General features: G+C 66.3%; 12 protein-coding genes. 1 reads left to right on the top strand and 11 read right to left on the bottom strand.

What is annotated here, in order from left to right; translation table 11 throughout:
* The first annotated feature begins 86 nt into the window (after positions 1–86).
* Positions 87–2,531, top strand: coding sequence for a TonB-dependent siderophore receptor (locus IEW24_RS11540; RefSeq protein WP_188578572.1), 2,445 nt, complete (start codon positions 87–89; stop codon positions 2,529–2,531).
* A 155-nt stretch (positions 2,532–2,686) separates the two neighbouring features.
* Here the strand turns inward: IEW24_RS11540 and IEW24_RS11535 are convergent, their stop codons facing one another.
* From IEW24_RS11535 to IEW24_RS11485, 11 genes are all read right to left on the bottom strand, one after another.
* Positions 2,687–3,436 (bottom strand): 2-keto-4-pentenoate hydratase, encoded by a 750-nt coding sequence (locus IEW24_RS11535; protein ID WP_188578570.1) that lies wholly within the window; start codon positions 3,434–3,436, stop codon positions 2,687–2,689.
* 26 nt (positions 3,437–3,462) lie between these two features.
* A complete protein-coding gene (locus IEW24_RS11530) occupies positions 3,463–5,109 on the bottom strand; it encodes a dipeptide ABC transporter ATP-binding protein (protein ID WP_188578568.1) in 1,647 nt (548 codons plus the stop codon).
* The gene (locus IEW24_RS11525; protein WP_188578566.1) at positions 5,106–5,954 is read right to left on the bottom strand and encodes an ABC transporter permease; all 849 of its coding nucleotides are present in this window, start codon (positions 5,952–5,954) and stop codon (positions 5,106–5,108) included. The genes IEW24_RS11530 and IEW24_RS11525 overlap by 4 nt, the downstream gene beginning before the upstream one ends.
* Positions 5,951–6,982, bottom strand: a complete 1,032-nt coding sequence (locus IEW24_RS11520) for an ABC transporter permease (RefSeq protein ID WP_188578563.1) — start codon at positions 6,980–6,982, stop codon at positions 5,951–5,953. The genes IEW24_RS11525 and IEW24_RS11520 overlap by 4 nt, the downstream gene beginning before the upstream one ends.
* Positions 6,979–8,610, bottom strand: a complete 1,632-nt coding sequence (locus IEW24_RS11515; RefSeq protein WP_373870047.1) for an ABC transporter substrate-binding protein — start codon at positions 8,608–8,610, stop codon at positions 6,979–6,981. Before IEW24_RS11515 ends, IEW24_RS11520 begins: the two co-directional genes overlap by 4 nt.
* Before the next feature lie 198 nt (positions 8,611–8,808).
* Positions 8,809–10,236, bottom strand: coding sequence for an NAD(P)-binding domain-containing protein (locus IEW24_RS11510; RefSeq protein ID WP_188578560.1), 1,428 nt, complete (start codon positions 10,234–10,236; stop codon positions 8,809–8,811).
* On the bottom strand, positions 10,233–10,994 hold the full coding sequence (locus IEW24_RS11505) for an SDR family oxidoreductase (protein WP_188578558.1): 762 nt from the start codon (positions 10,992–10,994) through the stop codon (positions 10,233–10,235). Before IEW24_RS11505 ends, IEW24_RS11510 begins: the two co-directional genes overlap by 4 nt.
* Positions 10,991–11,944: an NAD-dependent epimerase/dehydratase family protein gene (locus IEW24_RS11500; protein WP_188578556.1), complete on the bottom strand. Its 954-nt coding sequence runs from the start codon at positions 11,942–11,944 to the stop codon at positions 10,991–10,993. The genes IEW24_RS11505 and IEW24_RS11500 overlap by 4 nt, the downstream gene beginning before the upstream one ends.
* Positions 11,945–12,242: 298 nt before the next feature.
* A complete protein-coding gene (locus tag IEW24_RS11495; protein ID WP_188578554.1) occupies positions 12,243–13,097 on the bottom strand; it encodes a D-amino-acid transaminase in 855 nt (284 codons plus the stop codon).
* A gap of 82 nt (positions 13,098–13,179) precedes the next feature.
* The gene (locus IEW24_RS11490) at positions 13,180–14,097 is read right to left on the bottom strand and encodes a LysR family transcriptional regulator (protein ID WP_188578552.1); all 918 of its coding nucleotides are present in this window, start codon (positions 14,095–14,097) and stop codon (positions 13,180–13,182) included.
* Positions 14,097–14,762, bottom strand: coding sequence for an aspartate/glutamate racemase family protein (locus tag IEW24_RS11485; RefSeq protein WP_188578550.1), 666 nt, complete (start codon positions 14,760–14,762; stop codon positions 14,097–14,099). Before IEW24_RS11485 ends, IEW24_RS11490 begins: the two co-directional genes overlap by 1 nt.
* Between the last annotated feature and the right edge of the window lie 13 nt (positions 14,763–14,775).

The following is a 14,775-nucleotide window of genomic DNA, read 5'->3' as shown; positions in this document are numbered from 1 at the left end:
CGGATTTGGGACTGTGGGGCGTTGAAATGGTGATTATGGGCGGGACGAGCGCGCGTAAGGGCTCTGGCATTCGGAACACATCCGGTTTGCGCTCGGCACGTTGGCTGCTGACCAGCACGATGCTGTGCTGGGGCGTCGTCCTGCTGCCGGCCGGCGGCTTTGTTGGATCGGCCATGGCTCAGGGGAGCCAGTCGGCTCCGGCAGTCCGTTTCGCCATTCCCGCGCAGCCTTTGCCGGCGGCTCTGGATGCCTTCATCCGCGCGACCGGATGGCAGGTGGGCTATTCCACGCGCATTACGGACGGCATCCGCTCCAGCGCCGTCTCGGGCACGCTCACGCCGGCGCAGGCGCTGCGTGCGATCCTTGCCGGGACCGGCCTCTCCTACACCGTGAACGGGCCCACCACCGTCACCATTCAGGCTGCCCGCTCCGGCGGCGGGGATGGTGCCGCGGGCGGCATTCTGCTCGATACGGTGGATGTGCAGGGCGAAACCGCCTGGGGGCCGGTGGACGGCTTCGTGGCGACCCGCACCGGCACCGGCTCGAAGACCGACGCCCCCATCATCGAGATCCCGCAGACCATCAACGTCGTGACCGCCGACCAGATGCAGGCCCAGGGCGCGCAGAGCGTGAGCGAGGCCTTGCGCTACACGCCCGGCGTCCGCTCGGAGGGGTATGGCGCGGCCTCGCCGTTTGACGTGTTCACGCAGGTGCGCGGCTTCCGGGCCGATCTCTATCTCGACGGTCTCCGGCTGCCCACCGGCAATGTGGACGGCACGGCCAGCGGCGTCATGGACACATGGGGGCTGGAGCGACTGGAAGTGCTGCAGGGGCCGGCTTCCGGTCTCTATGGCCAGTCCGGTCCCGGCGGCATCATCAACATGGTGAGCAAGCGCCCCACGGCCACGCCTCTGCATGAGGTTCAGGTTCAGGGCGGCAGTTTCGACCGCATCCAGGGCGCATTCGATTTCGGTGGCCCGGTGAACGGCAGTGATCAACTGCTTTATCGCTTCACGGGTCTGGCGTTGAACACGGGTTCGCAGCTGGATTATGCCGAGAATGATCGTGTCTATGTCGCGCCTGCCGTGACGTGGAAGCCGAATGCCGACACATCGCTGACGATCCTCGCCATGTACCAGCGCGACAACGGCAATTGGCCCTTCTTCAACTACATGCCGGCCATCGGCTCGCTCTACAGTTTCAACGGGCTGAAGATCGGCACCGATACCTATCTCGGCGAGCCCGATTTCGACCAGTTGAAGCGGACCCAGGCCTCCATCGGCTATGAGTTCCAGCACCGCTTCAACGAGCATTTCGCCTTCAAGCAGAACCTGCGCTTCAACAGCAACGACTTCTTCACCCGCGGCGCGGTGACGGGGCGCGCCTATCTGAATGATGACGGCACCATCGACCGGCTGGGCATCCGCGTGGACAATGACGTGGAGACCTTTGCGGTCGACAACCAGCTCAAGATCGACTTCGCCACCGGGCCGGTGACGCACGACGCGGTGATTGGTCTCGACTACTGGCACGAGCGTTCGAACTATCTCTTCACGGCGGGTTCTGCACCGTCTCTCAATGTGTTCCTGCCGGTTTACAATACCGGGCCGGTCACGACCGACGACATGTCGCTCACCAGCTACAATTCCACCCTTGAGCAGGTGGGCGTCTATGTGCAGGACCGTATCAAGTTCGACCGCTGGGTGGCGACGCTGGGGGGCCGCTACGACCGGGCGACCAGCGACCTGAACAATAACGAGACGACCTTCGCCTCTGCCAGCACCTCGCATCAGAGCGACGGCGCCTTCACCGGCCGGGCCGGCCTGACCTATCTGTTCGAGAGCGGGTTCGCGCCTTATGTGAGCTACGCCACCTCGTTCCAGCCCGAAGCGGGCGTGGATGCGGTCACGGACAGCGCGTTCAAGCCCAGCAAGGGCAAGCAGTTCGAAGTGGGCGTGAAGTATCAGCCGCCGGGCATGAAGGCGCTGTTCACGATTGCCGCCTTCGACCTGACGCAGACCAATATGGTCACGACCGACGAACTGTTCATGCAGCGGCAGATCGGGGAAGTGAACGTGAAGGGCATCGAGTTCGAGGCCAAGGCCGAGATCACGCCCAACTTCAACATCATCGCCTCCTACGCCTATCTTGATCCCAAGATCACCCAGAGCGCCAATCCGGCGGAGGTGGGGCTGGAGCTGTTCTCCACCCCCAATCATCAGGGTGCGTTCTGGGGCGATTACGGCTTCACCAACGGCGCGCTGGCGGGTCTTACGCTGGGTGCCGGCGTGCGCTACGTGGGCTCTACAACGGACAGCACCAACACGCTGGAGGTGCCGGCCGTCACGCTGTTCGATGCCCGCGTGAAGTACGATCTCGGCAAGCTGGCGCCGCAATTGGTGGGGGCTTCGTTCGCAGTGACCGCGACGAACATCTTCGACACCGAATATGTGAGCCAGTGCGATGGCGACACCATGTGCACCTATGGCACGCGCCGGGTCGTCCTCGCCACGCTCAATTATAAGTGGTGATGTGGGGGCGGGCAGTTCCCTGATCGTGGGACTGCCCGCGCTGACCTTCGTTGACTATAGCGCTTCAGAGTTTCGTGGAAACTCTGAAGCGCTATAACTTATTGTTTTATCGTGTTTATTTTCGCAGAAGCGCTCGCGTTCATGCGGGAATGGCTCTAAGCCGAAAAGGTGACTTCCGCCGTGCCGAGGCCTTCGAAGGTTGCCACGCAGTGGTCGCCGGGCTTCAGGAATGGCATGCCGGACCAACTGCCAGTGGCCACCACCTGCCCGGTGCGGACACCTGCGCCGGTGCGCATCATCTCCACCAGCGCCACTGCAATGCCCAGCGGATCGTTGGTGGGATGGCCGCCCTGTCGATCCACCAGCGTTTCGCCATTCACTTCGAGCCGCACATGCAGGCGGGCCAGATCGAGCCCGGACCAGTCCGCCGTCTCCGGCCCCAGCACCAGCCCGCCATTGATGATGGCGTCCGCCATCTGCTCCAGCGGCGGGCGGGCGAGCGGCTCGCGGAAGCGGCTGGACACCACTTCGATGCCTGGCAGGGCCGAGACGCCGGCCGCGATCTCCTCGCGAGCGTAAGGCTCCGGCCGGGGCGGGAAGTCGCGGGTGAAGCGGAACACGATCTCCGCTTCCACGCCCCGATGCGGCGCCTCTTCGGGCGTCATGTGCGCCGGGCTCTGGCGGATCATCGGTGCCTGAATGAGGGCGCGCTTGGGAGGCGCGTCCTTCGGGATCGAAGCCTTGAAGCCACCGACCTCCACGCCGAGACGGGCGATGACTTCATCCTGAATGGCATGCGCCTCGTCCGGACCGGAGGGCGTGCGCGGCAGCGCCTCGATCAGCACGCCGGTACGGTGCGCCTCCACGAGGGCAGCCACAGACGCGTCCATATCCCATTCACGCATGACGTTTGTCCCGTTCTTGCTGGCGCTCAGGCCGCGCCTTCGAAATGCGGCACGGCGGCGAGCAGGGTTCGGGTGTACTCGCTTTCCGGCGCGTCGAACAGGCGACGGCTCTCGCCCTGCTCAACAACACAACCGTTCTGCAGCACGATGGTGCGCTCGCACATCATGCGCACCACGTTGAGATCGTGGCTGACGAACAGGAAAGAGAGATTGTCCTCCCGCCGCAGCCGCTCCAGCAGTTGCAGCGTCACCGCCTGCACGGAGACGTCGAGGGCGGCGGTGGGCTCGTCCAGCACCAGCAGACGCGGGCGCACGGAGATGGCACGGGCGATGCCCACGCGCGCCTTCTGGCCGCCGGAGAGCTGGTGCGGGAAGCGGTCCAGCAGATTGGCCGGCAGGCCAACCTTGGCGGCGCAGTCCAGCACCCGCTCCTTGAGCGCCGTGTTCGACAGCCGATCCAGCCGCTTCAGCGGATGGGCGATGGCATCGAAGGCGGAGAAACGCGGATTGAGGCTGTCGTGCGGATCCTGGAACACGATCTGGATCTGCCGGCGATAGGGCGAGCGGTGGAAGCCATCAGCCGGAATGCCGCTGATGGACTGGCCCTCGAAATTGATCTCGCCCTCGGTCTGGTCGATGAGGCGGCATATCATGCGCGAGATGGTGCTCTTGCCCGAGCCGCTCTCGCCCACGAGGCCGACGCTCTCGCCCGCACCGATGCTGAACGACACCCCGCCCACGGCAGTGATGCCGTGGTTGTAGCGCTTGACGAGGTTCACCACCTCCAGTAGCGGCGGCGTGCCGGCGGCGGGCTTTTCGCGCAGCGGCTCCGGTGGCAGGGGGACGTGATATTCCGGGTCCGCCACCAGATCCTCCACCTTCGAGGTGGGGGTGGGGGAGGCGGCCACGAGGCGCCTGGTGTAGGGATGCTGCGGCCTGCGGAACAGGGCCTCGGGCGCGGCCCGCTCCACGATGCGGCCCTGCTCCATCACCACCACGTCCTGGCAATACTGGGCGGCGAGGCCAAGGTCGTGGGTGATCAGGATCACCGCCATCTGCCGCTCGGCGGTGATGCGGGCGATGAGGTCCATTACCGTCTTCTGCGTGGTCACGTCGAGGCCGGTGGTGGGCTCGTCGGCGATCAGTAGCGCCGGTTCGCAGGCGATCGCCATGGCGATCATCACCCGCTGGCACATGCCGCCGGACAGCTCATGCGGATAGGCGTCGAGCCGCTTCTCCGGCTCACGGATCAGCACCGTCTTCAGGAGCTCCAGCGCCTTTTCGCGGGCCGCCTTGTCGGAGAGCGGGCGGTGGGCGCGCAGCGCATCGGCCAGTTGCAGGCCCACGGTGCGGATGGGATTCAGCGCCGCCCGCGGGTTCTGGAAGATCATGGAGATGGCGGCGCCATGGATGGCGCGCAGCGTCTTGGAGGAGGCGCGGCTGATATCCTCGCCCCGGAACAGCACGCGGCCCCGCGAGATGCGGCCGGCCGCGTCCAGCAGGCGCGTGACCGCAAAGGCTGTCACCGACTTGCCGGAGCCGGATTCCCCCACGATGCCGAGCATGCGGCCGGCGGGCAGGTCGAGGTCGATGCCCTTCACCGCTTCCACCGGGCCGCGCCGGGTGGAGAAGGTGACGGCCAGATCTTCGATGCGCAGCAGAGGTTCGGTCATGTGCGCATCCTCGGGTCCAGAATATCGCGCAGGCCGTCACCCAGCAGGTTGAAGCACAGCACGCAAAACATCAGCGCGAGGCCGGGGAAGGCCACGAGCCACCATTTGCCGGTGGAGATGAAGCGGGCGCCTTCCGCCACCATGATCCCCCATTCCGGCGTCGGCGGCTTCACGCCGAGGCCGATGAAGGAGAGGCCGGCGGCGTTCAGGATCGCCCAGCCCAGATTGAGCGAGATCTGCACCGCCATGGCGGGCAGGATGTTGGGCAGCAGGAAGCGCAGCACCACCGAGAGGTGGCTGTCGCCGCAGGCGCGCGCGGCTTCCACCCAGCCGGCATTGCGGCGCACGTTCACCTCGGCGCGGGCGAAGCGGATGTAGAAGGGCAGGTTGATGAGCGCGGTGGCAATGACGATGTTCTCGACCCGGTTGCCCAGCGCCGCCACCATGGCCATGGCCAGCACGAACAGCGGGAAGGCCATCAGCACATCCACGAAGCGGCCCACGGCCCGATCCACCCGGCCGCCCGTATAGCCGCAGATGCTGCCGATGACCGCCCCCAGCGCGAAGCTGAGCACCACCGCCGAGGCGGCGATGGCAAGGTCCAGTCGCGCGGCGACGATGACGCGGCTGAACACGTCGCGGCCGAGCTGGTCGGTGCCGAACCAGTGGGCTGCGGTCGGCGCCTCCAGCGCATGGGCGACGTCCGAGGCTGTGGGATCATAGGGCACGATCGCCGGGCCGATGATGGCGAGGACGACGAGCAGGGCCGTCGCGAAGGCGGCGATGGCGGTGAGCGGATTGCCGCGCAGCACGAAGGCGGCATGCTTGAGGGTGGCGCTGCTCATTCGATGGAAATCCGGGGGTCGGCGATGCCGTAAAGGACGTCGATCACGAGGTTCACGATCACGAAGATGAAGGCCATCAGCAGCACGAAGCCCTGCACCGGCGCATAGTCCGAGGCGAGCAGCGCATCGAGCGCGTAGGAGGCGACGCCCGGCCAGGAGAACACCTTTTCCACCAGCACGTTGGCGCCGAGCATGGTGGAGAAGACGATGCCGGTGATGGTGAGCACCGGCAGGATGGCGTTGCGCAGCGCATAGACCACGACGATGCGCCAGCGCGGCAGGCCGATGGAGCGCGCGGTGCGCACGAAATCACTGCCGAGCGAGGACAGCATGGCCGCGCGGGTGATGCGCGCCAGTGGTGCCACCACGAACAGCGCCATGGTGAAGGCGGGCAGCACAAGCTGGCTCGCCGCCGCCCACCAGCCCGACAGATCGCCGGCGAGCAGGAAGTCGATGAGCAGGAAGCCGGTCATGCGCGGCGGCTGGCTGGTGAAGATGTCGATGCGGCCGGTGGGATCGGGCGCATAGCCGAGCAGGTAATAGAACACATAGATCAGCAGCAGGCCCGACACGAAGGTGGGCACGCACACGCCGAGCGCGCACAGAAGGCGCACGCCATGGTCCACCAGCGAGTTGGGCTTCAGCGCCGCCGCGATGCCCAGCGGCACGGCGGAGAGAAGGGCGATCAGCAGTGCGGCGAAGGTGAGTTCCAGCGAGGCCGGCAGGCGCTCCCGCAGATCCTTCGACACCGGCTGGCCGGTGGTGAGCGAGTTGCCGAGATTGCCCTGCGCCACATCCAGCATGTAGCGCGCGAGCTGTTCCGGCATCGGCTTGTCGAGGCCCATCTGCTTGCGGATGGTCTCGATCTCCTCCTTGCCGGCGGTGGGGCCGGAGGCGAAGAACACGGCCGGGTCGCCGGGCAGCACGCGCATCAAGAGAAAGGTGAAGACGAGCACGCCCAGAAGGGCCGGGAGGGACGACACAAAGCGTCGCCCCGCCCGCCTCGCCGTAGAGGCGAACTGACTCATTTGCGGCTCAGATCCCGGTAATCCACCTGACGGTGGAACTGGTAGGTGTAGCCTTCGATGGAGGGCGCCATCACCGCGTCCTGCGAGGCCTGCCAGACCGGGATCTGGGGCATGATCTCGAAGTGGAGGGTGTTGAGCTCGCGGCCCATGGCCTCATACTTTGCCTTGTCCTGCTCGAAGCGCGCGGCCTGAGCGATCTCGGTGATCTGCGGATTATCGAGCGAGGAGTAGTTCCAGCGGATATTGCCGATGTAGAAGTTCCGGTAGAAATAATCCATGGACGGCAGCCAGGCCACGATGCCCTCGGTGAAGAAGGGGACCTTCTTCTCGTTGATGAGCGTGGACATCTGCGCGTCGGGCAGCTTCTGGATGTCGACCTTGATGCCGACCTTGGCCAGAGACTCCTTCAGTAGCGCCGCCATGGGCTCCACCACATTGGCCTGACCGACATTGAAGGAGAAGGTGGTGGAGAAACCATCCGGCATGCCGGCGGCCTTCAGATACTCCTTCGCCTTGGCAAGATCGGTGTTCACCGGCTGCGGGATGGGGAAGCCGCCGGAAGGTGCCTTGCCGTCCGCCCAGGTGGCGCCATAGAGCGGATAGCCGCGGCCGAACAGGGCCGCCTTGAACATGTCCTCATAGGGGAGGGCATAGGCGATGGCCTTGCGCACGTTCGGGTTGTCGAACGGCGGGATCTTGTTGTTGAACGAGATGAAGTTGATCGCATTGTACTGCGGGGTCGAGATGACCTTCAGCTTGCCCTTCTGCTCCAGCGCCGCCGCATCGGTGGGCTGGAGGTCGATGACGATATCGGCATCGCCACGCTCCACCAGATTGGCGCGGGTGGCGGCTTCCGGCACCGTCTGCACGATCAGGCGCTTGAAGGCAGCCTGGCCGTTGCTGGCGCTCCGGGTCCACGCGTCATTGCGCTTGAGGATCACCTGCTCACCGGGCTTGTAGGTCTCGATGAGGAAGGCACCCGAGCCGGCGGTATTGTCCTTCAGCCAGGTCTGCGCCCACGGGTCTTCCGCAGTGGCATGGGCCTTGGCGACCTTGGAGTTGAAGATCACCGGATAGACGGTGGCAAGGTTCGGCAGTGCCAGCTTGTCCGGCTTCGGCAGCGTTACTTCGACCGTGTAGGGATCAATCACCTTGAACTGGTCGGTGCTGGTGAGCGAACCGGTCAGCAACTGCGCCTTGGCCAGCGAGTTGGCGGTCACGGCGCGGTCGAGCGACCACTTCACGTCCTCGGCGGTGACGGGGGTGCCGTCCTGGAACTTGGCGTCCTTGCGCAGGTGGAAGGTGATCTTCAGCCCGTCCGGGCTCACGTCGAAGCTTTCGGCCAGCTCGCCGCGCACGGTGTCGAGATCGAACACCCACTTGCCGTTCAGCTGCTTGCGGCCGAACGAGACAAGACGGTCGTAGGTGCTGAGACTCACCGCGAAGGCCTCGCGGGTGGAGCCGGGCATGGTCGGATCCAGCGTATTCACCGTCGCGCCGGTGACGTAGCGCAGGGTCTCGGCGCGGGTCTGCGCCTGTGCGGCGGGCGCGGCGATGCTGACGGTCAGCAGAGCCGCCGCGCCCATCATCCACTGGCGGCGGGAGGGTTTCAGGAACACGTCAATCATCGGCAAGCTCTCCTGAGGAAGGGGAACACGGGCGGTGCGTGCGCTGGGGGACGCTGCCGCCGATGTATGCAATTGGTATGCCGTTGGCGTTCAGGCCCGGAGTGCTTTGGCATTTCATGGAAACGCGAAAGCACTCCAACCCTTTGATCGAGAATGTCTTTCGGCCTGGATTGCAGAGCAGTCAAAGCCGGACAAGCTCTAGGGCTTGCGCACCTCGGCCTGACGGACGTCATAGGCCTGGAAGTCGGCCCAGAACTGGTCGAGGTCGGTGCGGAACAGGTCTCGGGTGAGGCCGTGCACCAGCTTCGGAATGGCGGTCGTCATGGCATTGATGGACGATCCGGAGGCACCAAAGCTCATGGTGGAGGCAATGGAGAAGAGGTGGATGTCGCTGACCCATGGGGTCTGGCCGGGCGCCTTCTCCTCGAAGCCATAATCCTCCGCGAGATACGGGAACTTTGAGAGGCGGGCTTCCTTCTCGTTTTCCGGCGGCGTGTAGCGATCGCCCCATGTGGCGATGTTATGGGCAAAGCTCTTCAGCTCCGGCCGCAGGGTGAAGTCCATGCCGATGCCGGTGCAGGCGATCACATAGTCCGCCGTGAAGGTGCCGGCCTCGGTCTTCACCACCGCGCGGCCGTCCTGCTCGCAGGCGTCGATGAGCCCGGCGCCCGTGGTCAGGTGGAAATTGTCGTGGCGGGCGCAGCGGTCATAGGTGGCCTGCGGGAAGGCTTCGCGCAGGCGCAGGGCGGTGCTCATGAAGCGCCAGCGCCATTCGTCGGTCAGCTCGGAGAGGTGGCGCATGAAGCCGCGAAAGGTGAACCACAGATAGGGCTGCACCAATTGCGGCTCGAAGCGGCGGCAGAGCTGTTCCACCTCGCCGACGCCGGCTTCGAGTGCGGTCGCGGCATTGTCGAAGGCCGAGGCGCCGGCACCGATCACGATCACCTTCTTGCCCTTCAGGGCCTCGAAATCGATCATGTCCGAGGAACGGGCGCGCAGGTGTTCGGGCAGGCGCTCGAGCTCGGCGGGCATGGTCCAGTTGCCCATGCCTTCCTGTCCCGTGGCGAGCACCACCTTGCGGGCATAGACCGTCTCTTCGCCATCGGGCGTGCTCACGGTGAGGGCAAGCAGGCCGTCGGCCGGGGCGATGTCCGTGACCTGGCAGAGATTGCGCACCGGCAGGTCCAGCACGTCGCGATACCACAGCAGGTAGTCGGCCCACAGATCCTTGGGGATGAGCTTCAGCTCAGTCCAGGCTTCCTTGCCATACAGGGCCTCGTGCCAAGCCTGATAGGTCAGGCTCGGGATGTCCATGTCCGGGCCGGTGAAGTCCTTGGGGCTGCGCAGGGTCAGCATGCGCGAATAGGTACGCCAGGGGCCCTCAAGATCGCGCGGGGCCTGATCCAGAACGAGGATGTTCTCCACCTTGGACCGCTGCAGGGTGAAGGCGGTGGCGAGGCCGCCCTGTCCGCCGCCGACGATCACCACGTCATAGGCATGGCTGCCATCGGGCGCCGTGCGCGGCTTGACCCAGGGGGCCTTGGGGTGGGCGATCCGCGCCAGATCGTCCCGAACCTGCTGTTCCAGAGCCAGCAGGCCGTCTGTGGTGCCAAGTGTCGTCGTCATGAAGCAAGCCATCCGCCGTCGACCGCGAGGGTCGTACCCGTGATGAAGGAAGAGGCATCGCTCGCGAGATAGAGCGCTGCCTGTGCGATCTCGTCCGCGGTCCCGAACCGGCGCAGCGCGTGGCGTTGGCGGGAAGCCTCGCGCGCGGCGTCTGGGTCCACCTGCCGGCCGAAGCCGCGGGCGAGCATGGGTGTCTCCACCGCGCCGGGCGCGATGGCGTTGACGCGGATGTTGTCCGCGGCAAAATCGAGGGCCATGGTGCGGGTCAGGCTGAGGATGGCGCCCTTGGCGGCCACATAGGCGCTGTTGCCGCGCCCGCCCGCCAGCGCCAGCTGGGACGAGAAGGTGACGATGGCGCCGCCGCCCCGCGTGCGCATGGCCGGAATGGCCGCGCGCGCCCACAGCCAGGTGCCGCCCACATTGGCGCGAAACACGGCATCCCAGTCTTCCGGCTTGGTGGTGAGCACCGTGCCGCCGACGGACATGCCTGCGGCTGCCACCAGCATGTCGATGCCGCCGAAGGTTTCCACGACAGTGGCGGCAGAAGCCTCGACGCTGGCGAGGTCTCCGACATCGCCGGGTAGGGAGAGGGCGTGGCCGCCGGCAGCAGTGACGGCTTCGTTGGTGGCGGCAAGGGCGGCGGCATCGCGATCCACCAATGCCACGGAGGCCCCTTCCTGCGCGAACAGGAGGGCGGTGGCGCGGCCGATGCCCGAACCCGCGCCGGTGATGACGGCGATGCGGCTCTCGAGTTTCATGCGGCTGTCTCCCGGTTGTTCCTGATCCATTGCGCAAGATGCGCGGCGCTGTCGGCGCAGCCGAACCGGGCCGTCCAGCCGGCGTCTGCCGCAAGTCGCGCGACGGCAAGCGAGGGGCGGTCGGCGGGCGCGTGCAGATCGATGGTGGCGGTCTCGTTCGCGCCGGCCAGCCGGCACGTAAGGCCGGTCAGGTGCGTAGAGAGAGCGAGACCCCAGTCGAGGGCGCTCCAGCGCGCGCCGGTGGAGACGTTGTAGACCGGCTCGTTCCAGCGCGGCGCCGTAGCCAGCGCCAGCACGGCCTCGGCCACGTCCGGGGCATAAATCCAGTCGCGCAGGCCCGGGCGGGGCAGGAGGGCGGGCGTCCCGGTCAGTGCCGCCGCCACGATCTGGGCTTGCGGGCTCAGGGTGTCGCGCACGCCGGTCGCGCGCTCCCACGGCCCGAAGACCGCGCTGAGGCGCACGCTGGCCACTTCCAGCCCCCACAGCTCGCCCAGCCGCGCGGCGATGCGCTCGGAGGCGAACTTGGTGATGCTGTAGAGGCCCTTGGGATCGCAGGCGACGGCTTCGTCCAGCAGATCGGCTGTGGCGCCGCCGTAAGCGGCGGTGGAGGACAGGTTGATGATGCGCCGCGCGCCAGAGGCGCAGGCCGCCCTCATCAGGCCGGGCAGTGCGCCGAGATTAACAGCGAGAATGGTACCTGGGTCACTGGCCTCGCGGGCCGGGCCGGCGGTGATGGCCGCGCCGAGGATTACGAGGTCTGTACCAGGGACAAAAGCGCGTCCAACCGCGTCCAAATCACGTACATCGCCGGCAATGAATGTAACAGGCAGGTCGAAGCCGGCGGGTGGGGCGGAGCGATCGAAAAGGCAGACCTCGTGGCCGGCGGCGTGAAACGCGGTGGCTATGTTCAGGCCCACGAAGCCAGTTCCACCGACCACAACCACGCGCACGAGCGTATCTCCGAGACTATGTCGGCCAATGTGCGGCGCGACTTTCTGGAGGCAGCCTCGGGCAGGGGAGGTACAGGGTCAATGACGGCTCATTAATATAATTATTCGCCCTGTTATTGTTATAGATAGGGGCGCGTTATTGAGCACTAATCAGGGTCAGGAGAGGCGTTTCGTGGGTTTTGATTGCATATTGAGCAGCCGGTCGCCTGAGATTGATGCAGGATGTATCGCTGCATCGGCGGCTATCCGGGTGCCAATGCCCTTCCCCGTGGCGCGGGGGAAGGGCTGGCGTCTCACCTCAGACGGCGGTCTCGCGCGCGAACGCGATATAGAGCTCGCGCAGGCGGCGGGAGAGCGGGCCGGGCGTGCCGTCGCCGATCGGCTTGTCGTCGATGGCAACCACGGGCTGAACGAAGCTGGAGGCGGAGGCAAGGAAGGCTTCCTTGGCGGCCAGCGCCTCATCCAGCGTGAACAGGCGCTCTTCCACGGTGATGGCGCCTTCCGCCGCCAGTGCCAGCAGCGCGCGGCGGGTGCAACCGGGCAGGACGGCGGTGGAGTTCGGGCGGGTGACGACCACGTCACCGGCGGTGATGATGAAGGCCGAGGAGGAGCCGCCCTCGGTGATGAAGCCGTCCTGGATCATCCAGGCTTCAGCGCAGCCGGCTTCCGCCGCTGCCTGCTTGGCGAGCACCTGCGCCAGAAGGGCGACGCTCTTGATGTCGCGGCGGGCCCAGCGCAGATCCGGCACCGACTTTACGCGGACGCCCGTCTCGGCCGCCTTCGAGCCGAGAATGTTCTTCTCCTGCGTGAACATGAACAGGGTGGGCTTCGCATCCTTGGGGAAGGTGAAGTCGCGATCGGCCACGCCGCGCGTCACCTGCATGTAGACGACGCCCTCGGTGAGGTTGTTGCGGCGGACAAGCTCGCGCTCCAGCTCCACCAGCTCTTCCAGCGTCACCGGCAGGTCGAGGGCGATCTCGCCCACGGAGCGCTTGAGGCGGGCGAGATGGCTGTCGTTGTCCACCAGCTTGCCGTCGAGCACCGCCGAGACCTCATAGATGCCATCGGCGAACAGGAAGCCGCGATCCAGAGGCGAGATGCGGGCTTCGGACAGGGGCACGAAGTCCCCGTTGACATAGGCGATGCGGTCCATTGATGGGCTCCAGGGGTAGGCGCGGCGGGTGCTGCCGGAACGATCCGTTCCCCGCCGGGGATGAAGGAAATGGAGGAATGGGTCAACCGGGCGAAGGCGCGCGGAACTGACGCCGGAGCTCCTCTATGAAGCTGTGCACCAGCCGCGAACGGGGAACGCCCTTGCGCAGCAGCAGGACCACCGAAATCTCGCACGGCGGGTTGAACGGGCGCTGCACGAGATTGGGAGAGCTGTGCTCCTCCGCCGTGTAGGGATCAACCACGGCGACGCCGAGCCCGGCCTGTGCCAGCACGGCGGCGGTGGAGCAATAGCGCACCTCCACCCGCGGGTCATAGGCGGCGTGGTCGCGATCAAAGGCCTGGCGGACGATCTGACCAATGCGAGAGGCGGCCTCGATGCCAACGAAACGATGCTGCGCCACATCGCCGGCCGTGACCTCGGTGCAGTCGGCCAGCGGAGAGTCCGTGGGCACGAGCGCCACCATGTGGGTGCGGTGGAGCACCTCCACATTGACATCCAGATGATGGTCGAGGGCGAGCGCGATGCCCACGTCCGCCGAGCCCTCCTTCACCGCCGCGAGGATGTCCGCGAGGCGGCGCACGTCGTAGGAGACGGAGACTTCGGGACGTGCCTCCACCAGCGCTCGCAGGGCGCGGGGCGCCACGGTGTGACCGATGGGCGGCGTCGCCACGATGCGGATGCGGCCGGACTTGCCCTGCCGTATGTCGCGGGCACGCAGGGAGAAGCTCCGCAGCACGCCGAACAGCGGCCGGATTTCCTCATGGAGGGAGAGCGCTTCCGCCGTCGGTTCGAGGCGGCGATGGGCGCGCTCGAACAGCGTGATGCCCAACTCCCGCTCCAGCTGGCGCAAGCCATTGGAGACGGCAGGTTGCGAGATGCCCAACTGCTCGGCCGCCTCGACGGTGGTCTGGCAGCGCATCATCGCGCCGAAGATCTCCAGCAGCGACAGCGAAACCTGAGGTTCATCTCCCTCGCGCATCAGGCGCCCACGAGCACCCGGCCGAGGGCCTGTGTGACGGCAGCCTGCACCGCATCCACCACGGGAATGCCCAGGGCATCCTCCAGAATGCCTCGCTGCGGCGACATCCCGGCACAGCCGAGCACGATGGCGCCCGCGCCCTTCTCCTTCAGGCGGTTGCCCGCCTCAAGCAGCAGGTCGAAGCTGGCCTTCGGGTCGCCGCTCTCGGCCACTGTGATGGGGCGAGAGGGGGCCACCTCGCCGGCAAGTCGGCTCATCACACCCATGCGGGCGAGATTGTTGAGGTGGCGGGGGATCGAGCCTTCGGCCACCGCGATGACGCCGAAGCGGTCCGCCAAGCCCAAGGCCGCCAGCACGCCCGCATCCTGCATACCAATGACAGGTCGCTTGGTCTCCGCGCGCAGCAGGTCGAGGCCAGGCTGGGAGTAGCAGGCGATGATGATGGCGGACGCGTCCGGGCGTGCGGCAGCGAGATCCGCCGTGCGCAGGCCGGATTCAGCCACATCCCGCTGGGTGATGATGCCGAGAGGGCTCTCGGCGATGGTGGCGCATTCGATGGCGGGACCGCCGCCGAGGCGGAACGGCTCCACCGCCCGCGACAGCGCGTCCGTGACCAGCGTGTCACTGTTGGGGTTGATGACAAGGATCGGGCCGGGCGTGTTCATGGTCTTGCTTCCT

The organism is Azorhizobium oxalatiphilum (genome assembly GCF_014635325.1).
In the GTDB taxonomy this organism is placed as follows: Bacteria; Pseudomonadota; Alphaproteobacteria; order Rhizobiales; family Xanthobacteraceae; genus Azorhizobium; species Azorhizobium oxalatiphilum.
The sequence above is the reverse complement of the archived record's forward strand: the minus strand, read 5'-3'. Positions and strand labels throughout refer to the sequence as shown.